This is a genomic window from Neptunomonas japonica DSM 18939, assembly GCF_000422765.1.
GTDB lineage: Bacteria > Pseudomonadota > Gammaproteobacteria > Pseudomonadales > Balneatricaceae > Neptunomonas > Neptunomonas japonica.
This window is the reverse complement of sequence record NZ_AUGR01000023.1, coordinates 12963-32195: the sequence shown is the minus strand read 5'-3', so window position 1 is coordinate 32195 and position 19233 is coordinate 12963. Positions and strand designations below refer to the sequence as shown.

The window sequence follows — 19233 nt, the reverse complement described above, 5'->3', positions numbered from 1 at the left end:
CAAATACATTCCAGAATTTATAGCACTGGATAATCCTTGAGTTTAGGTAAATTGATCATGATCCTTAAAGAAAAGCCTCCTGTACATAATCAGCTTGAGTTTTTTATTGAAGAGGCCGTTAAAGCTCGCCCCATTCGCACCGCTGTTGTCCACCCTGTAGACCACAATGGTTTGATGGGGGCTATTGAAGCTGCTGAGCACAACTTAATTGTTCCAGTTTTGATCGGTCCTAAAAGTAAGATTTTAGCTGCCGCAGAAAAAGATAATTTGAACATTGCTGATTATGAAATTATCGATGTAGAGCACAGTCACGCCGCTGCAGAAAAGGCATGCGAGCTTGCAAGACAAGCTAACGTCGAAGCTATTATGAAAGGTGACTTAGGTAGCTCAGAACTTATCAGCGCTGTTATTCACAAAACTAAGGGGATTCGTACTGAACGTCGCCTTAGCCATGTTTTTGTCTTTGATATTCCCAATTATCATAAGCCCTTAGTCATTACTGATGCGGCTATTAATGTCGTACCTAACCTAATGACCAAACGCGATATTGTGCAAAACTCTGTCGATTTTTGTCGCGCTCTGGGAATAACAGAACCTAAAGTAGCCCTGTTGGCAGCGGTAGAAAAAGTTAAAGCCTACATGCCAAGCACTATCGATGCAGCATGCCTTTGTAAAATGGCTGACCGTGGACAAATCACCAACGCTCTATTAGATGGGCCATTGGCGTTTGATAATGCAATTTCCTTACAAGCAGCTATCGATAAGCACATCACCTCATCTGTTTCAGGTGATGCTGATATTCTCCTTGCTCCTGACCTAGAATCTGCCAATATGATTGCTAAACAATTAATCTATCTGGCTGATGCAAAGTCAGCAGGTATCGCCTTGGGCGCTAAAGTACCCATTATTTTGACTAGCCGTGCAGAAACTCCTTTAGGTCGTATGGCTTCCTGTGCATTGGCATCACACATGGTTCATCATCCGGTATCGTAAGAATATAATATGCAAACAATTCTGACTATTAACGGCGGCTCCTCTAGTCTCAAGTGCTCCCTCTTCAAATCAGGAGAGCGTCAGGTCACCCCTATTTATCAGTTTAAACTGGGTAATATTATGGGTGAACCTCGCATTACATTAACGGATGGCGCTGGTAATAAAATTACACCTCCAAAAGTTGATTTTAGTAATATAGAGAAAGCCCAACGGCATCAGGCATCACTCAGTACCGTATTAGATTGGCTTGCACAACAGGTCCCCCATTTAAAGCTCACTGCTTTTGGGCACCGTGTTGTACATGGTGGCGAGCACTACAGCGCCCCTGTATTAATTGATAAGCATAAAGTAAATCAGTTAAAAGCTTTTATTCCACTCGCACCCCTACACCAACCTTATAACTTATTACTGATCGAAGCTTGCCACACTCTGGCTCCAGAACTGCCACAAGTAGCCTGTTTCGATACCATGTTTCACGTAGGTCAGCCTGCCGTTGAGCGTCATTATGCGATTCCTCGTAAATTCACACAGGAAGGCATACAACGATACGGTTTTCATGGCTTGTCTTATGAATATATTCAGAAGAATTTGAGTAGCCTTTCTGAAGAGGCAAGAGTAGCCAAAACCATTATCTGTCACCTAGGCGCTGGTGCCAGTATGTGCGCAGTCAAGCAGGGAAAGAGCATCGCCTCAACTATGGGCTTTACTGCTGTTGATGGGTTACCTATGGGTAGCCGGTGCGGAAATCTTGATCCAGGTGTTCTACTGTATTTGCAACGCCATCATCACATGGACACAGATGCACTCGAAAAGATGATCTATCAGGAAAGCGGCTGGTTAGGCGTCTCTGGTGTCTCTTCAGACATGCTAGCCCTACATAATGCTCATACACCTGAAGCAGAAGAAGCTATTGATATGCTGGCTTATCGTATCGCATTAGAACTAGGGCGTCTTTCAGCAGCGTTGGAAGGGCTAGATCAAATCGTCTTTACCGGTGGCGTGGGTGAAAACGATGCGGATTTGCGCAAACGGATTTTAGATCGCAGCCAATGGTTAGGCATTAAGCTAAATGATAAAGCCAATACAGGCAACCTAGCTACGGTTAGCGAAGAGTCCAGTAACGTTGTTGTTAGAGTTATACCGACAAATGAAGAAGCTATGATTGCTATACACACAACAGAAGTGATCGGTAGCTAGACGAATAAAACAGTAGCTCAAAATCAGTCCCCTAGATTAAAGGAGTAATCAGGGGGGCGTTATCAATGCTCGTTACCACCATAAATCCACATTGCTTCTGCCATTCCCGCCTTTTCAAAACCTAAGCTTTTATAAAAGCCGACTGCATCACCATCAGCCGTTAACATTTGCTGATGAAAGCCCGCATACTTTGTTTGCATCGCTTCCATTAATTTACGGCCGACTCCCCGACCGTGGTAAGTAGGATGAACCAACATATGAGGGTAATAAACAACTAAATATCCATCTGAAATAGCATTAGCTAGCCCCACTAACTTACCATCAAGGCGCGCCGTCACTAAAGCATCAGATTTACGTAACGCACGCATCAACAAGTCAGGTTTTTCAGCAGAAGACCAATGATTTTCACAGTACAATTCTAGTACTTCATCTAACCCAATTACATCATCCATACTTATGTTAATCACGTTAACCTATCACTCCTGTAATTCAAGAATACACTCGAGTACATCAGCCAATGCTTTTCCCAGTACCTGGTGCTGGTCCTCGTCAAGATGTATTCCATCCACTCTACTCGCATCTGTTACATCAGCAGAATCATAAAAATAGACCTGCTGTTCTTCAGCAACAGTTTTTAAGGCCTCGGCTAGGCCAACACATTTAAGCTCAGCACCTTCAAACTTTGCAGCAACAGGCCCTTTAGGGGCAAGCATTTTTGGCGGAGCTACCACTAAGATATCAGGTACAAGCATACCGGGCTCTAACGGCGCCTGACGAATGATATTAATTAGCTTCGACATACCCTGCGCAGACATCCAAGCATTATTGGTATGCATAATTTGGAAATCATTTGTTCCCAGCAGCAGCACAACCAGTGATAAAGGAGAACTTATTTCAATAAGCTGGGCTAACCCTTCTGAGCCATCACGGCCTGCTTTAAAAGGGTCACTCCATACCGTGCGGCGACCATTAAGACAGTTTTCGGTTATTCTAACGGTTACTCCGTCACCTTGTAGTTGATTTTCAACCACGCCAGGCCAGCGCCTATCAAAGGACAAACGCTTTCTGCTGTTAGGAATAATTCCCCAAGAAAGAGAGTCGCCATACACTAAAATATGTTTCATCATGTCATCCTTAACAAATTAGCCTGTTCAGAGCCGGTAACGTTGTTTATCGACTATACCTGACGCTGCCTTGCTGCCTCAAATAAACACACGCCGGTTGCCACAGATACATTCAAACTACTGACTTCACCTGCCATTGGGATTTTAACTAAGAAATCACAGCCTTCACACGTCAGCCTGCGCATTCCCTTACCTTCAGCGCCCATAACAAGTGCCATAGGCCCCGTCAGGTTTGCCTGATATACCATCTGCTTAGCTTCACCTGCCGTGCCCGTGATCCAAATACCTCTTTGCTGCAGCTCCTGTAAAGTACGAGCAAGGTTAGTCACTTGAACATAAGGCATTACTTCAGCTGCACCACATGCTACTTTTGAAACAGTCGCATTAAGCGGGGCCGATTTATCTTTAGGAGCGATGACCGCATGTACACCCGCAGCATCCGCTGTGCGTAAACAAGCACCCAAATTATGCGGGTCAGTTACACCATCAAGTACCAGCAGGAAGGGGGCCTCATCTAGCTTATCTAACAATTGATAAAGAAAGCGCTCAGTCTTGGACTCCATAGGCTTACAAAAAGCAATAACACCTTGATGAACACCTCCCTGAGCTAACTCATCGAGCTTAGGTCTTGATACACGCTCGACACTGATATCTCCTGCTTCTTCAAGTAGTTGGTTAAGACGCTCATCTTCGCGCCCTTTAAGCAGCATGATACGCTGAACTCGAAACGCATCATATTTGAGCGTGGTCTTTACCGCATGAAAACCGAATACTAATTCAGACTGCATTATTTTTTCTCATCTGCTTGATTATCTACTTTAAGCCAGTCCGCGGCTTGCTCTTGAACTAAGGTCATTAGGGCTGCAATGAATGCCTGCGAGCTATTTACTGCCGGAATATATTGGTATGACTCTCCGCCCGCCTTGTGAAAAACCTCTTTATTTTCTTCAGCTATCTCTTCTAATGTTTCAAGACAGTCTGCTGTAAAAGCAGGACAAACAACATCAATCGCTTTTACTTGTTTCTGAGCAAGGCTTTCCAAGGTTTTGTCCGTATAAGGCTGTAACCATTGCGCCGGGCCAAAACGCGATTGAAAGGTGGTTACCCACTCGTTTTCAGAAAGCCCTAGTGCTTTCGCTACCAATACAGATGTTTGGTGGCATTGCTGCGGATACGGGTCACCTTTATCGGCGTATTCCTTTGGAATACCATGATAAGACAACATTAACTTATCAGCTGAGTGTGCCGATTGGCGAAATGAGCGAATACTTTGAGCCAAAGAGTTGATGTATGCCGGATGATTATAAAATGACTTCACTATACGAATATCAAGTACTTCACGGCGGCCTAACTGAAACCTAGCCACCTGATCATAAATCGGTGCAGTGGTCGTTGCGGAGTATTGTGGGTACATAGGGATAACTAACACGCGCTGGTAGCCGTGACTGGCCAATGATTCCAAACGATTCTTTAAGCTTGGTGAGCCATAAGTCATTCCCGCAAACACACAAGGCGCTGTTTCATAACGCTGTTGTAAGAGTAATTGCAACTCAGTTACTTGCTCATTCAGGATTTTACGCATTGGGGAATCATCTTCCCATATAGAGCGATATAACTTTGCCACCTTACGTGGTCGTAAATTTAAAATAATAAAGTTAAGAACAGCTAACCATGCAATACGTCTTAAGCCTTTTCCTTCGACAACACGAGAATCAGATAGAAACTCTCGAAGATAACGTTTTACCGCACTCGCTTCTGGTTTATCTGGCGTACCTAGGTTTGTCAGTATGACCGCTGTTTTTATTGAATCCGACATGTGGATTATCTGCTTAAAATGAAAAGCATCTATTATCCAGAAGAAGCGCCCAAAAACCCAGCACTGCTTTCACTGAACAGACTAAAATAAAAAAGCCGCATAAAGCAGCTTTTATATTAAACATTTGTACGCGTATTTAGTACGACTATGCTAGACCTGAAAACACACCGTCACGAATATCATTAACACTACCAACACCAGCAACATAAACATACTTAGGTGCGTTAGCTTCCTTCGCTTCAACCCAGCCTTTGTAGTATGAAATTAATGGTGCTGTCTGGTCATGGTAAATTCGTAGGCGATCACGCACTATGCTTTCAACATCATCAGCACGCTGTACTAGATCTTCACCAGTAACATCATCCTTACCTTCCACTTTTGGAGCGTTAAATACTAGGTGGTAAGTACGACCTGAACCAGGGTGAACACGACGACCGCTCATACGCTTAATGATTTCTTCATCAGCCACATCAATTTCAACAACTGCATCAATCATCACGCCAGCATCTTTCAACGCATCTGCTTGAGGAATAGTACGTGGGAAACCGTCAAACAAGAAACCGTTTTCACAATCCGCTTCGCTAATACGCTCTTTAACTAGCCCAATGATCAGATCATCAGAAACTAGCTCACCAGCATCCATTACTGCTTTGGCTTTAACACCTAAAGGCGTTCCTGCTTTTACAGCCGCCCGCAGCATGTCGCCAGTTGAGATTTGAGGAATACCGTACTTCTCGGTAATGTACTGCGCTTGAGTGCCTTTACCAGCGCCTGGTGCGCCAAGAAGAATAATACGCATTAAGGATGTCCTCTGCTCTAACTATTAAAAATGAATTTTTTAGTGTACTCGATCAAACCATTTATAAGCGGTCTGTTTCGCTCTTTACGTCTTAAACTCAACGCAACTTACACAATATTGGATAAGAACCATACTGGGGCATCTAAATGCCGACAATTCGACATTAGCACTAGCATCGCTTCCAACTAATGGTATAAATCGGCAATTATCTAACTAAAAAGCGTATATATTTCAAATACCGACACGCGAGAGTAAGCCAAAGTTGCCTTTGGCTCAACCCCGCACAAAAATTAACCCGTATTACGCATACCGGCAGATATACCCGCCATTGTTACCATTAAAGCATGCTCAAGACGCTGGTCAGGATGATTTCGATCACGATAAAGCAGTTCAGCCTGCAAAAAATGTAGCGGGTCTATATAAGGGTTTCGAACATCTATTGATTGCTGGATAACGGGGTTAGCCACTAACAAACCTTCACTCTGTTTAATATCCAGTACCTTTTCGACTGCCACATCTAAGCGATGCCGTAGGCTAGAACCTAACACTTTAAGCTCTTCAGAGACTAATCGAGATTCATAATACTCTGTTAATCGCGTATCACTTTTTGCCAATACCATTTCCAGCATATCAACGTAGGAGCGAAAGAATGGCCATTTTTCATACATTTCATGCAGCAAAGGCAATTCATTATTGCGCACAGCCGTATCCAATGCAGTATCTGAACCTAACCACGCGGGCAACATGAGACGAATTTGCGTCCAAGCAAAAATCCATGGAATAGCACGTAAGCTTTCAACGCCACCATCCGCTTTGCGTTTCGCTGGACGAGATCCCAAAGGTAACTTGCTTAACTCCTGTTCCGGGGTTACTGCTCGAAAGTAAGGTACAAACTGCGAATCATGGCGTACTACTGATCGATAAGCTTGCAGGCCCGTTTCTGCCATTTTTTCCATCTGGTCACGCCAAACATTTTTCGGCAACGGTGCAGGAGAAAGCGTTGCAGCCAACACCGCTCCCGTATAAAGCTCCAAATTTCGAACCGCTAATTCTGGTATGCCAAATTTAAAACGAATCATCTCCCCTTGCTCAGTAACACGCAGGCTACGATCTACAGAACCCGGTGGTTGTGCAAGTATCGCGGTGTGACTAGGGCCACCGCCACGCCCAACGGTGCCTCCACGTCCATGAAACAGAGTAAGATGAACATCGTGTTCTTGGCAAAGCTGTGTCAACGCTTCTTGCGCTTTAAATTGTCCCCAGGCCGCTGCCAGTTGCCCTGCATCTTTTGATGAATCAGAGTAACCAATCATGACCTCTTGATGGCCGTGAGTGTATTGTTTGTACCAAGGAACAGATAACAGGGCATCGATACAATCACGTGCGTTATCGAGATCATCCAATGTTTCAAACAGTGGCACTACGCGCATATCATGGCTAATACCCATTTCACGCAGTAACAAAATTACTGACAATACATCCGAAGGCTGGCTTGCCATTGAAATCACATAAGAACCTAACGAAGCAGGATCAGCTTCGGCAACAACTTTACAGCTATCTAAGACTTCACGTACTTCTGGAGATGGCTGCCAGCCGTGAGGAATAAGTGGCCGTTTGCTCTGTAGCTCTTTTAATAGAAATGCCTGCCGCCCTTCTTCTGTCCAATTGTTATATGAACCCAACCCATAAAACTGGGATATCTCTTCAAACACTTGAGCATGACGATCTGAGCTTTGTCGAATATCTAACCTAACAAGCGTCATACCAAAGCAGCCAATACGCCTGATAATATCTTCAAGCGGCCCCTCTGCTATGATATCCATTCCACATTCAACTAAAGAACGGTGGCACAACATTAAGGGATCAAGAAGTTGATCTGATGTGAGCATTGGACAGGTGTCATGACTATCAGCACTGGGTTTGCCTAAGCGCTGCTTTATCCAGTTTTTAGTGCATTCCAAAGAGTCTCTCACTGCACTCAACAAATGACGATAAGGCTCAGCAACATCCCCTACTTGTTCGCGTAACTCTTGATTGCAGTTATGCATTGATAATTCAGCACGCAGGGCATCAATATCTCTTATGTACAGATCAGCAGCCATCCAACGAGATAGCATCAGCACCTCTTCGGTAACAACCGCCGTAACATTAGGGTTACCATCCCGATCGCCTCCCATCCAAGAAGAAAAGCGTACAGGGGAGCAATCCAACGGTAAGCCCTGCCCAAGAATAGCGCGGGTCTGTCCATCTAAGCGCTTTAAAAATGTTGGAACCGCTTCCCATAATGAATTTTCTATAACGGCGAAGCCCCACTTAGCTTCATCTATGGGTGTAGGTCTAATTTTTCGGATTTCATCGGTGTGCCAAATCTGGCTAATCAATTCATTTAAACGATGGTGTTGAGACTCGCCTCGATCGAACCCTTGTAAACAATCAGTTATGGAATCATATTTTTGAATTAAGGTGCGGCGGTTCACTTCAGTAGGATGTGCGGTAAGCACTAAATCTACATGCATTTCTTGTAATGTCTGCAAGATCTGTTTTTTGGGTAGGCCTTCTTTCTTCAACTTTTTCAGCAATTGGACATAAGAGTCAGTCGCTTCTAAGTCGCATATTTCCTGATGCCGACGCACTCTGTGATGCTCTTCAGCGATATTAGCCAAATTAAGGAATTGTGTGAAAGCACGCGCAACAGGGAGCATTTCATCTTCACTCAACCCCTTGAGCTCTGTCAGCAGATTCTCTCTATCACTTTCAGTACCACTACGGCCTGCTTTAGCAAGCTTTCGAACGCGTTCAACTTTCTCAAGAAAGCCTTGGCCGTGATGTTTCTCTATTGTTTGTCCAAGACTGCCGCCCAGCATCCTAACATCATCGCGTAAGGCTTCATGCAGATCATTCATACCTAACTCCTTAGTGAAAATCTAATCACAGTCAACAGAGCATAGGTATTATTTTAGCTTTGCACAAATCAGGCTTTAGTCGTCAGGGGCAAGTTAATAGGAACTGTTTAAATTATCTAACGTCCTGATTGTTATACACTGAGCTAGCGAATAGCGCTCTGCAGCGAATCTAAAGCGGCTCTTGCTAACGTCTCATTCTCATACATAATTGGCACTACAGCGCTCTCAGAAGGCACTAGCTGCAATTCAATACGAAAGTTCTCATCCATTTGAACACCCCTGTCATAAAGAACTTCGCTAGAAGTGATAGCCTCCATCAGGATGACTCGGTAATTATTAGCGCTAACCAAGGCTACGCTCTTATTTGTTCTATTAACCACCAAACGCGGCTCTCCTTTGAGGTCGTCAGTGACATCAAAACCGCTACTTTTTAAAATTCTGAGCTGTTCCTGACCTTTTTGCCAATTCCAGTACCCTAAACCTGCCATCACAATGATAGCCAATACAACCCATGTCATTTTCATAGCCCTTTCTGCTTTGCCTCGTCCCAAAACTGATCAAGTTCATCCAAAGCATACTCATCCCAGCCTTTACCTGAGCTTTCTACACACGCCTCAACATGATTAAAACGCCGCTCAAACTTCTGATTAGTCGAGCGTAGTGCAATTTCAGCCTTAACACCTAGGTGCCGGGCTAAGTTAACCTGAGCAAAAATAACATCACCCATTTCGTCAAGAATCTCAGCCTGGTTACCTTGCTGAATCGCTTCTCGCAGCTCAGCAATTTCTTCCTCTATCTTATCCAATACCAATAATGGATCATTCCAATCAAAACCAACTTGTGAAGCACGCTTTTGAAGCTTATCAGCGCGACTCAACGCCGGCAGCCCTTTGGGAACGTCATCTAAAATACGAGCTTTCTTTTTTCCGATACGCTCTTGCTGCTTAATATGCTCCCACGCTGAATTAACCTCTTCACCTGAAAGCGATATTGCACCGGGCAGTGTTGTTAACTGTCCATCAGGAAACACATGCGGATGACGGCGGATAAGCTTAGTGACGAGCTGATTAACAATCGAGTTAAACTCAAACAAGGACTGCTCTTTACCAAGCTGACTATAAAAGATAACTTGGAATAACAGATCGCCTAATTCATCCTCCAAATGTGCCCAATCTTTGCGTTCAATTGTGTCAGCTACCTCATACGCCTCTTCCAACGTATGAGGAACAATCGAGCCAAAATCTTGCTTAAGATCCCAAGGACAACCATGCTTTGGATCACGAAGCCGTTCCATTAAATAGATCAAATCGGGCAATGTATAAGAGTGACTCATTGAGTGAACCCATTACGTTGACGGTGTACATCAACCACGTTAGGTAGCTGGTTAATTTTATCCATAATACGCCCCAACAATTCCAAACGTGAAATTTCAACAGTAAGCGAAAGGCGTGCAACATTACTGTTTTTATCCGTTAAGGTATTAGCCGATAATATATTAAGATTTTCATTAGCTAATACCATCATAACGTCGTGCAGTAAGCCCGAACGATCATAGGCTTCGATATTAATATCAACTGGGTAGGTCGTTTCATTACCTTCATCCCAATCAACAGCTACCACACGTTCAGCTTCGTTCTCTCGTAGGCTTAGAAGGTTTGTACAATCCTCACGGTGAATTGACACGCCTCTTCCTTGAGTAATAAAACCAACAATCAGATCGCCAGGCACTGGTTTACAGCACGACGCGATAGTCGTTAGCAGGTTACCTACACCGAGAATACGTATTCCTGCTTCAGTTGGTCTCTTCTGTTTTTCTCTAAACGTAGCCGGTAATTCTAAATCTAGTTGTTCATCATGAGAGCTTGTTTCTACCTGCCTCTGTGCTGCATTCAAGATTTGAGATAAACGAATATCTCCTGCACCTAGTGCAGAAAAAACATCTTCTGAAGACTTGTAATTCACTTCCTGAGCAAGGAGTTTCATATCAACTTCATTCATTGAAATAGCCAAACGCTTGAACTCCCGCTCAACCATATGGCGACCCGCTTCCTCATTCTTATCTCTATCTTGCAACTTAAACCAGTGTGCTACTTTAGCGCGTGCTCTGGATGTTGTTAGATAACCAATATTGGTATTCAGCCAGTCTCGTCGTGGTTGCTCCTCTTTACCCGTTAATATCTCTACTTGATCTCCCGTTTTCAAAGGCTTATTCAAGGAAATAATACGGCCATTAACCTTCGCGCCACGACAACGATGCCCTATTTCAGTATGCACCCGATAAGCAAAATCCAAGGGGGTTGAGCCCAATGGCATATCAATAACATGCCCCCCCGGCGTGAACACATAGAGCCGATCTTGAACAACATCTCCACGTAAAATATCACCAAAACCTTCGGTATCACCAAGGTCCTCATGCCACTCTAATACCTGCCTCAGCCAAGCAATCTTATCTTCATAGGCATCACTTTTAGAGTGCGTATCCGTACCTTTATAAAGATGATGAGCACACACGCCTAACTCGGCCTCTTCATGCATCTCTGGGGTGCGAATTTGTATTTCCAGCACCTTGCCTTCTGGTCCAAATACCGCCGTATGCAAAGACCTATAACCATTAGGCTTTGGCGACGCTATATAATCATCAAACTCATGCGGTATATTTCTCCATAAACCATGCACAATACCCAATGCGGTATAACAGTCCCTAATTTCAGGCACTAAGATACGAACAGCACGCACATCATAGACTTGGCTAAACTCAATATTCTTACGCTGCATCTTTCGCCAGATGCTATAGATATGTTTGGCCCGCCCATTTACGTCAGCATCAATTTTCTGAGTACCCAAGTCTCTTTTTAACGTACTCACAACCGTCTCGATGAAGTCTTGGCGATCCAGACGTTTCTCATCAAGAAGCTGAGCTACATGCTTATAATCATTCGGTTTTAAGTAGCGAAAGGAAAGGTCTTCCAATTCCCATTTGATATGCCCAATGCCCAAGCGATGAGCAAGAGGTGCGTAGATATCAAATACCTCACGGGCAACAAGGAAGCGTTTTCTACGTGAGGATTCTTTAACGCCACGAATAGCACTCGTACGTTCGGCAATCTTAATGAGTGCAACGCGCACATCATCAATCATAGCCACCAACATCTTACGCACGGTATCAATTTGGCGCGCATTAGCGCCTAAAACAGTATGCTCTACACGCGGGTTGGCTCGGCTACCAATAGCCGCCATCTGTAGCACACCATGAATTAATGAGCCGATAACTGGCCCAAATTGATTCTTAACGGTATCAAGTTTTAGTTTATCTTCGCGAACACTGCGATACAGAATTGCGGCAATAATGGATTCTTCATCTTGCTGCAGTTCCGCCATAATTTGAGCCATTTCAAGGCCCGCAAGATAACTATTATTGGATGTTACTTCTGCCTGGTCATAAACTTGTTTTGCAATATCACAGGCCAGCCGTACCTGCTCTATATCTTCTATCTCTACTTGCTGCTCCAGACGCCACAGCCACAAATCAAGATCTACAGTCCCATCATCATGAATGGGATGATCATCACGCACTTTAACCATGGCTAATTGCCACTCCTCTAGTCACGACTCTGCCGCTTTGATTGCGGTTCTTTTTTTATTCAACTGTACAGAAAAACAAAACTCGGTAGCACACGGGTTTTCTGTCGCTGTGAAGAGTCGAATATTCTATTCATAAGACATAAAATAATGAGCAAGTTCCATGCTTTTTCAGCTTGCTCTATACACGATAATGAAAAGAGCCGCTGTTGCGGCTCTTTCATTATAGGTTATATGGGGTCAAACACCCCGGTTGACAAGTACCTATCACCACGATCGCAAATTATACAAACAATGACCGAGTTTTCGACCTGCTCGCTGAGCTGTATTGCGCCAGCGACCGCGCCACCAGATGAAACCCCGCAAAAAATACCTTCTTGAGTCGCTAAATCCCGCATAGTGACTTCGGCATCTTGTTGGGAAATATCCAATACTTTATCAACGCGTGTTTCATCATAAATACTAGGTAAATACTCTTTAGGCCAGCGGCGGATACCTGGGATTTGGGAGCCATCTTCAGGCTGCAAACCAACAATATTAACTAAAGGGTTTTTCTCTTTTAAAAAACGTGAGGTACCCATAATTGTGCCAGTGGTACCCATGGAGCTTACAAAGTGAGTAATCCTTCCTTGAGTTTGCTCCCACAGCTCCGGTCCTGTACCGGTGTAATGCGCTACTGGGTTATCCTGATTTGCAAACTGGTCTAACACAGTACCTTGTCCATTTATCTGCATATCCAGAGCAAGATCTCGAGCAAACTCCATACCTTGCTCTTTTGTTACTGATATAAGCTCAGCACCGTATGCTGTCATTGCCGTCTTGCGCTCCATGCTCATATTATCTGGCATGATCAGCACCATTTTATAGCCTTTAATCGCTGCGGCCATAGCCAAAGCAATGCCGGTATTACCCGATGTAGCTTCAATCAGTGTATCACCCGGCTTAATATCGCCGCGCTGCTCTGCTAATTCAATCATACTTAACGCGGGGCGGTCTTTAACCGAGCCTGCTGGATTATTACCTTCCAACTTACAAAGAATCACATTACCACGAGAATTACCGCCAAGGCGCTGCAAACGGACCAACGGGGTTTTTCCTACATAGTCAGCTATTGTGGGAAATTCTGTGCTCATTTAATTTACCTGCCCGCGTCTTAAAACAAAATGGACTAAAAATCCAAGGAATTATTACTTAACATTCTACTAAGGAATAATAAAGCCGGCTAAAACAGGAGTCAAATAATTAGAGGGAAGCAGATACACAAGGAAACAGACTGCTTAAAGCCCAATAAAGAGATTAAGTATGCACTTCTAGTTTATTGAGTGAACGAGAGAGCGAAAAGCCCAACTGCTGACTCAACTCACGCGCCTGTATTTTGAGCTGCTTTACCGACTGAGTATCAAAACTCGTACCCGCGAAAATCAACCAATTACCACTTTGAGTTGCACAACTGCGTATATCAGGAAACAGTTCACGTAACGTATCGATAGTGGCTTCACCTTGATGATCACGCCAGCAATTTAACACCAACCAGCCACCGGGTTTTAATCGATAGTAGCACTCATGTATAAAATCAGGCCGCAGCTGCTGTTCATCCAAACCATCAGCGCCATAAATATCACTAAAAATGATATCTGCTTTTTTACTCTCAACGCATTGCAAAAAGTCTTGTGCATCCATCTGATGCAAAAGCAGCCTTTTACTCCGTGGTAATTGGAAATACTTATAAGCAGCATCTATGACGCCTGCACGCAGCTCAACTACCTCTTGCTTTAACGAGGGGAAATTAAAATGTAGGCAGCTATTCAAACTCCCTGCACCTAACCCAAGACTTATACATCGCTTGGGCTCACAGAATAATAAAACTAACAGCATCGCACGTACATATTCGTGCTGCGGGATATTGGGTTCACTTTTTAGCCAGCAGCTTTGCTCATCAACATCGCCAAAAGAAAGGTAACGCTTATTGCCATCATCTAAGACCCGTATAACACCAAATTCATCGTAGCCACGATAAATCTCTTTTCCGGGAATCGACATGAAACATCCTTAAATAAGTTAAAACGATAAGAAAAATGCTGGGGGGTGTTATTTCAAGAAACGAGCAAATCTGTTTTTGCTGCACAAATCAGATCATTGCGGTGTAAGCCATTAATTTTATGCGTCCACCATGTCACCGTAACTTTCCCCCACTCAGTTAAAATAGCAGGATGGTGTGATTCTGCTTCTGCAAGTTCAGCTATTTTTTGTGAAAACGCCATCGCATCAACAAAGTTGCTAAATGCAAAACTTCGTTCCAACTGAAGAATGTTGTTACGTATTTCTAAACACCACTCAGGGATTTGCAGCATAAACTCTTGCAGCTCTTCTTGCGTAACCAAAGGAGCACCAGAACGACAAGCCTCACAATGTAAACTACTTAGTTTATTCATACCATGCACCCTTAGAGGAAAAAGCTATAAGCTAGCTCTGATTTGCAAACCAAGCTCAGTGCTATAGCCCATGCTCGACTTCTCTATTTTACCCTCAGCGTTAATAATATAGTAAGTAGGAAAAGCCTTGATTTTATAAGCTTGGGCAACCGCAACACCCCCTAATAGCACGGAAACATCGATATCCAGCCCGGTAATAAAATCTAAAACTTCCTGTTCATCACTATAGTCCAAAGCAATAGCAACAACTGGCATCTTTCCTTCAAGGTGAGCAAGGTTGCTCATACTGAATTTACAAATAGAACACCAAGGTGCAAAAAAATAGATTAAGGAACGCTGCTCCTGTAAATAAATTGGGCGCGCGGGAAGAGCAGCTACCGATGACGATGCAAGAGACGATGTATTAACATCATCTATAAACGATAGATGAAGCGGCAACAACTCAAACATTGGAGCCGCTTCTTGTGTCGCTAAAAGATCTCTCTCTTGCCAAAGGGAGATAGCAAAGAAAATGGCGATAGCCACCGGTACCTCTATACTCCAGCGACGTATTTTCTTGATAATTTTACGCCTGACCTTTTAGACTCATTCTTCAGCTTTTTTGTCTGCGCCGCCCAAGACTTCAGCCAAATTACTTTTAGACAACTCACCTTTAAGGTTTCCATCCTCATCAACTACTGGCAGTGAATAATCGGCATCCAATGTTTCTGGAATAACACTCTCTAGCATTGCATCAGGTGAAATACTCGGCAGGTCTTCCCAGACGGTATCGTCCATCTCTTGAGAAGTAGAGGTATCATCACAACACGCCTCAAGTGCGTCTTGAGTAACAACACCTTGGTAACCATCGTCATTGACGTAGTAGCCATAGTCACCTTTGATCGCTTTCATCTGTATAAGCGCTTCTTCAATTGTGTCTGCTGTAATACGTCGAGATGGTGGTTTCATCACGGTTTCAACCGTTAACGCTCTTGCACGGTTTACATCTTTAACAAAAGCTTCTACATAATCATTGGCAGGGTTAAGCAGAATATCATCTGGCGTTCCTTGCTGTACCATTTCGCCATCTTTTAAGATGGCAATACGGTCACCAATACGTAAAGCCTCATCAAGGTCATGCGTAATAAAGATAATAGTTTTGTGCAGTGTATCCTGCAGCTCAATCAACTGATCCTGCATCTCACTACGAATGAGAGGATCTAAAGCAGAAAACGCCTCATCCATTAACAGTATTTCAGCATCTGTACACAAGGCCCTTGCTAGTCCGACACGCTGCTGTTGACCACCAGAGAGCTGCGCAGGGTATTGTGCTTCATAACCCGCCAAACCAACTGTTTCTAGCCATTCTTTAGCTTTAGCAGACCAAACAGCCTTACCCTGCCCTTGAATAGATAAACCATAGCCAACATTTTCGAGCACTGTACGGTGAGGCATCAAGCCAAAGCGTTGAAAGACCATTGACATCTTATGCCTTCTGAAGTGCTCCAACTCTTTGGGCGGTAGCTTCATGACATCAGTGTCTTCAACCTTAATAACACCTTCGGTAGGGTCTATTAAGCGATTAAAGTGACGAATTAATGTCGACTTCCCTGAGCCAGACAGGCCCATAATGACAAAAATTTCACCTTTATTAATCGTTAAATTAATATCCTTTAATCCTAGTGTATGCCCTGTTTCAGCAAGAATATCGTCTTTCGAACGCCCTTCGTGCACCATCGGCATAACTGATTCTGGCTTACTACCAAAAACTTTATAAAGGCCTTCAATCGTAATTAGTGGTTCAGGCATTTTCTATACCTTGCATATGTCGTTGGGTTCGTTTTGCATAAGCTTGTGAAACACGGTCAAAAATAATAGCAAGTGCAACAATTGCCAGACCATTAAACAAACCTAACGTGAAATATTGATTGGTAATCGACTTCAATACAGGCTGTCCTAATCCTTTGACACCAATCATTGACGCAATAACAACCATAGAAAGCGCCATCATAATTGTCTGATTAATACCCGCCATAATCGTAGGCATAGCTAAGGGTAGCTGAACACCAAATAGTCGTTGAGTTGGGTTTGCACCATACGCGGTAGCAGCTTCCATTACCTCAGAGTCGACTAAACGTATTCCAAGGTTAGTTAAACGAATTACGGGAGGAATTGCATAAATAATAACCGCTATAACACCCGGTATTTTTCCGATTCCCAGCAGCATAACCACAGGTATCAAGTATACGAAAGCTGGCATCGTCTGCATGATATCGAGCAAAGGCGTAATAACGCTACGCGCTTTATCTGAACGCGCCATTACAATCCCAATAGGGATCCCTAAACCAATCGCCATTAGGGTACAGACCGTGATGATACTCAAGGTCCTCATGGTGTTATCCCACATCCCGAAATAACCAATAGCCAAGAATGAAACAACTACGCCTAAAGATAGCTTCCATGAACGGCTGACTAGATAAACCAACGCAGCCACTGCAACAATGACAATAAACCAAGGTGTCGTCAGCAATAATTTTTCAAACCAAACAAGAAAGGTCAGTAAAGGATCAAAAACAGACTCTATAACCTCTCCGTATTCTCTTGAGAATTCACGATAAGCTGAATCGAGCCCTTTGCGAATTTCAAGAAGGTCTACACGGTCCATCTGGGGGAATTTTGTTAACCATGACGACTCAGCCATGTGGGCACCTCGGGGTTTCAAGCAGGAAGGAAAAAGGCCAGCAAAAGCTGGCCTGAATTTTCAGTATTACAGGTTATCTAGTGCTTTTTGTACTTTTACAGCTACATCTGCAGAAACCCATTTCGTCCAATCACTTTTGTTATTGGTTAGGTAATACTCCATCGCCACATCACCATCAGCTTGGTTGTCTTCCATCCAAGCAAGTAGCTCGTTCATTTTGTCGTTCTTAAATGAACGCTTAGATAAGTAATCATAAGCGGCAGGAGACTTAGCTGCAAAATCCTCTGTCGTTACAGTTTGTACTAGCGAAGGTGGATACATGGTTACTTTTGGCTCAAGACAATCAATATTTGATGAACAGTTAATAAACTCTTCTTTATCAACACCTGATCCAAAGTCAACTTTAACCATTTTGTACTTACCAAGCACGGCGGTAGGCGCCCAGTAGTATCCAAACCATGGTTCCTGTCGTGCGTACGCCTTAGCGATCGAACCTGATAAACCAGCACCCGAACCTGGATCAATCAGATCAAACCCTGCATCTTTAAGTTTTAGAGCGGTAAATATATTCCCTGAAGAAATCTGACAATTCCACCCTGCTGGGCAGCCATAAAAAGCTGATTGCTCGGGATCTTCCGGATGCTTAAACATCGCGGCATTTTTAAGAACGCCTTCAATCGTCGCTAAGCTCGGGTCTTTATCCACCATATACTGTGGAACCCAAAAACCCTCTTCGCCACCATCAGATAAAGAATTACCAGCGAAACGTAAACGTTTCTCAGCGACACCTTTATCTAAAGCATCTTTCATTGCATTGCTCCACATTTCAGGAGCGATATCTGGTTCACCTTTTTCGATCATGGCTGTACCTGTTGGCATCGTATCGCCAGGAACAAGCTCAGCTTCACAGCCATATCCATTTTCAAGAATAAAACGGTCAATATTGGCGATCAAACTGGCAGAGCTCCAGTTCATGTCTGCAATAGTGACTTTTCCACAATTTGTATCAGCTTGCGCAAAAGCACTCGCAAGCAACAGCGGCACTGCCATTAACATCGGCTTCATTGATTTCATATATTTATTATTTCCTGAATTTGACCTCTAAGACAATATACTTTACACCTCTAATGATTACATCTCAAATTATTATTCTTGTCATAACCTAGCATTTTTATATAATGCAACCTCTGAGTTCTTGGAATTAACTATGAACACCACCCCGTACTGGCAAGAAGTCCTCGTATCGCTTCGCAGGATTATTCGCGCCACTGACATGCAGTCTAAACGCATCATGAAAACCTGCGGATTAACTATTCCTCAGGTCATGGTATTGCGCGCTATTGCTACACTAGGCGACGTTACTGTTAAAAGAATTTCTGATGATGTTTCGCTAAGCCAAGCGACAGTTACAACGATTCTTAATCGTCTTGAAGACCGCAAGTTCGTTGAACGTGTAAGAAGCATAAAAGATAGACGAATTGTAAACGCCCGGCTAACAGAATCAGGCAAAGCAACACTGACATCAGCTCCGCCTCTTCTGCACGAAGAGTTTATAAATCGCTTTGAAAGCTTGGATGATCAAGGAAAGATTAAAATTCTCTCTTCCTTGCAACAGGTAGCAACAATGATGGATGCAGAATCTATCGATGCTGCGCCCCTACTTGATATAGCAGCTCCGGCAAAAGATTCTATTCCAGAAGAAAAGTAAGG

General features: G+C 43.6%; 19 protein-coding genes. 3 read left to right on the top strand and 16 right to left on the bottom strand.

Features of this window, described 5'->3' with window-relative positions:
* Window positions 1-57 precede the first annotated feature (57 nt).
* A complete protein-coding gene (locus G511_RS0114740) occupies window positions 58-993 on the top strand; it encodes a bifunctional enoyl-CoA hydratase/phosphate acetyltransferase (protein ID WP_028470306.1) in 936 nt (311 codons plus the stop codon).
* A 9-nt stretch (window positions 994-1002) separates the two neighbouring features.
* Window positions 1003-2190 (top strand): acetate/propionate family kinase, encoded by a 1188-nt coding sequence (locus G511_RS0114735; protein WP_028470305.1) that lies wholly within the window; start codon window positions 1003-1005, stop codon window positions 2188-2190.
* A 62-nt stretch (window positions 2191-2252) separates the two neighbouring features.
* Here the strand turns inward: G511_RS0114735 and G511_RS0114730 are convergent, their stop codons facing one another.
* The 16 genes from G511_RS0114730 to G511_RS0114655 form a co-directional block, all read right to left on the bottom strand.
* Window positions 2253-2657: a GNAT family N-acetyltransferase gene (locus G511_RS0114730; RefSeq protein ID WP_245574070.1), complete on the bottom strand. Its 405-nt coding sequence runs from the start codon at window positions 2655-2657 to the stop codon at window positions 2253-2255.
* A gap of 9 nt (window positions 2658-2666) precedes the next feature.
* Window positions 2667-3317 (bottom strand): SGNH/GDSL hydrolase family protein, encoded by a 651-nt coding sequence (locus tag G511_RS0114725; protein ID WP_245574068.1) that lies wholly within the window; start codon window positions 3315-3317, stop codon window positions 2667-2669.
* 50 nt (window positions 3318-3367) lie between these two features.
* Window positions 3368-4102, bottom strand: coding sequence for a 23S rRNA (guanosine(2251)-2'-O)-methyltransferase RlmB (gene rlmB / locus G511_RS0114720; RefSeq protein ID WP_028470302.1), 735 nt, complete (start codon window positions 4100-4102; stop codon window positions 3368-3370).
* Window positions 4102-5130 carry a ferrochelatase gene (gene hemH / locus G511_RS23060; RefSeq protein ID WP_036552171.1) on the bottom strand — a complete coding sequence of 343 codons (1029 nt, stop codon included), beginning with the start codon at window positions 5128-5130 and terminating at the stop codon, window positions 4102-4104. The genes rlmB and hemH overlap by 1 nt, the downstream gene beginning before the upstream one ends.
* A gap of 145 nt (window positions 5131-5275) precedes the next feature.
* Window positions 5276-5929, bottom strand: a complete 654-nt coding sequence (adk, locus tag G511_RS0114710) for an adenylate kinase (RefSeq protein ID WP_028470301.1) — start codon at window positions 5927-5929, stop codon at window positions 5276-5278.
* A 290-nt stretch (window positions 5930-6219) separates the two neighbouring features.
* Window positions 6220-8832, bottom strand: coding sequence for a phosphoenolpyruvate carboxylase (gene ppc, locus G511_RS0114705; protein WP_028470300.1), 2613 nt, complete (start codon window positions 8830-8832; stop codon window positions 6220-6222).
* Window positions 8833-8975: 143 nt separating this feature from the next.
* The gene (locus G511_RS0114700) at window positions 8976-9356 is read right to left on the bottom strand and encodes a hypothetical protein (RefSeq protein ID WP_028470299.1); all 381 of its coding nucleotides are present in this window, start codon (window positions 9354-9356) and stop codon (window positions 8976-8978) included.
* Window positions 9353-10165, bottom strand: coding sequence for a nucleoside triphosphate pyrophosphohydrolase (mazG, locus tag G511_RS0114695; RefSeq protein WP_028470298.1), 813 nt, complete (start codon window positions 10163-10165; stop codon window positions 9353-9355). The genes G511_RS0114700 and mazG overlap by 4 nt, the downstream gene beginning before the upstream one ends.
* Window positions 10162-12414, bottom strand: coding sequence for a GTP diphosphokinase (gene relA, locus G511_RS0114690; RefSeq protein WP_028470297.1), 2253 nt, complete (start codon window positions 12412-12414; stop codon window positions 10162-10164). The genes mazG and relA overlap by 4 nt, the downstream gene beginning before the upstream one ends.
* Before the next feature lie 227 nt (window positions 12415-12641).
* Complete coding sequence (gene cysM, locus G511_RS0114685) at window positions 12642-13544, bottom strand: cysteine synthase CysM (RefSeq protein WP_028470296.1); 903 nt, start codon at window positions 13542-13544, stop codon at window positions 12642-12644.
* A gap of 163 nt (window positions 13545-13707) precedes the next feature.
* Entirely contained in the window at window positions 13708-14451 is a 744-nt protein-coding gene (locus G511_RS0114680) for a spermidine synthase (protein WP_028470295.1), read from the bottom strand.
* Window positions 14452-14504: 53 nt separating this feature from the next.
* On the bottom strand, window positions 14505-14843 hold the full coding sequence (locus G511_RS0114675) for a 4a-hydroxytetrahydrobiopterin dehydratase (RefSeq protein WP_028470294.1): 339 nt from the start codon (window positions 14841-14843) through the stop codon (window positions 14505-14507).
* A 24-nt stretch (window positions 14844-14867) separates the two neighbouring features.
* A complete protein-coding gene (locus G511_RS0114670; RefSeq protein WP_051222101.1) occupies window positions 14868-15368 on the bottom strand; it encodes a TlpA disulfide reductase family protein in 501 nt (166 codons plus the stop codon).
* 60 nt (window positions 15369-15428) lie between these two features.
* Window positions 15429-16631, bottom strand: a complete 1203-nt coding sequence (locus G511_RS0114665; protein ID WP_028470292.1) for a quaternary amine ABC transporter ATP-binding protein — start codon at window positions 16629-16631, stop codon at window positions 15429-15431.
* Window positions 16624-17523 (bottom strand): ABC transporter permease, encoded by a 900-nt coding sequence (locus G511_RS0114660; RefSeq protein WP_028470291.1) that lies wholly within the window; start codon window positions 17521-17523, stop codon window positions 16624-16626. The genes G511_RS0114665 and G511_RS0114660 overlap by 8 nt, the downstream gene beginning before the upstream one ends.
* A 66-nt stretch (window positions 17524-17589) precedes the next feature.
* Entirely contained in the window at window positions 17590-18597 is a 1008-nt protein-coding gene (locus G511_RS0114655; RefSeq protein WP_425411404.1) for an ABC transporter substrate-binding protein, read from the bottom strand.
* 133 nt (window positions 18598-18730) lie between these two features.
* On the opposite strand from G511_RS0114655, the gene G511_RS0114650 reads away from it, so the two are divergent.
* Window positions 18731-19231, top strand: a complete 501-nt coding sequence (locus tag G511_RS0114650; protein WP_028470289.1) for a MarR family winged helix-turn-helix transcriptional regulator — start codon at window positions 18731-18733, stop codon at window positions 19229-19231.
* The last annotated feature ends 2 nt before the right edge of the window (window positions 19232-19233 follow it).

Bases quoted from the DNA above. Each gene is read 5' to 3' on its own strand.
- G511_RS0114740 (WP_028470306.1), top strand. From the start codon at position 58: ATGATCCTTAAAGAAAAGCCTCCTGTACATAATCAGCTTGAGTTTTTT.
- G511_RS0114735 (WP_028470305.1), top strand. From the start codon at position 1,003: ATGCAAACAATTCTGACTATTAACGGCGGCTCCTCTAGTCTCAAGTGC.
- G511_RS0114725 (WP_245574068.1), bottom strand. From the start codon at position 3,317: ATGATGAAACATATTTTAGTGTATGGCGACTCTCTTTCTTGGGGAATT.
- rlmB (WP_028470302.1), bottom strand. From the start codon at position 4,102: ATGCAGTCTGAATTAGTATTCGGTTTTCATGCGGTAAAGACCACGCTC.
- hemH (WP_036552171.1), bottom strand. From the start codon at position 5,130: ATGTCGGATTCAATAAAAACAGCGGTCATACTGACAAACCTAGGTACG.
- adk (WP_028470301.1), bottom strand. From the start codon at position 5,929: ATGCGTATTATTCTTCTTGGCGCACCAGGCGCTGGTAAAGGCACTCAA.
- ppc (WP_028470300.1), bottom strand. From the start codon at position 8,832: ATGAATGATCTGCATGAAGCCTTACGCGATGATGTTAGGATGCTGGGC.
- G511_RS0114700 (WP_028470299.1), bottom strand. From the start codon at position 9,356: ATGAAAATGACATGGGTTGTATTGGCTATCATTGTGATGGCAGGTTTA.
- mazG (WP_028470298.1), bottom strand. From the start codon at position 10,165: ATGAGTCACTCTTATACATTGCCCGATTTGATCTATTTAATGGAACGG.
- relA (WP_028470297.1), bottom strand. From the start codon at position 12,414: ATGGTTAAAGTGCGTGATGATCATCCCATTCATGATGATGGGACTGTA.
- cysM (WP_028470296.1), bottom strand. From the start codon at position 13,544: ATGAGCACAGAATTTCCCACAATAGCTGACTATGTAGGAAAAACCCCG.
- G511_RS0114680 (WP_028470295.1), bottom strand. From the start codon at position 14,451: ATGTCGATTCCCGGAAAAGAGATTTATCGTGGCTACGATGAATTTGGT.
- G511_RS0114675 (WP_028470294.1), bottom strand. From the start codon at position 14,843: ATGAATAAACTAAGTAGTTTACATTGTGAGGCTTGTCGTTCTGGTGCT.
- G511_RS0114665 (WP_028470292.1), bottom strand. From the start codon at position 16,631: ATGCCTGAACCACTAATTACGATTGAAGGCCTTTATAAAGTTTTTGGT.
- G511_RS0114660 (WP_028470291.1), bottom strand. From the start codon at position 17,523: ATGGCTGAGTCGTCATGGTTAACAAAATTCCCCCAGATGGACCGTGTA.
- G511_RS0114655 (WP_425411404.1), bottom strand. From the start codon at position 18,597: ATGAAATCAATGAAGCCGATGTTAATGGCAGTGCCGCTGTTGCTTGCG.
- G511_RS0114650 (WP_028470289.1), top strand. From the start codon at position 18,731: ATGAACACCACCCCGTACTGGCAAGAAGTCCTCGTATCGCTTCGCAGG.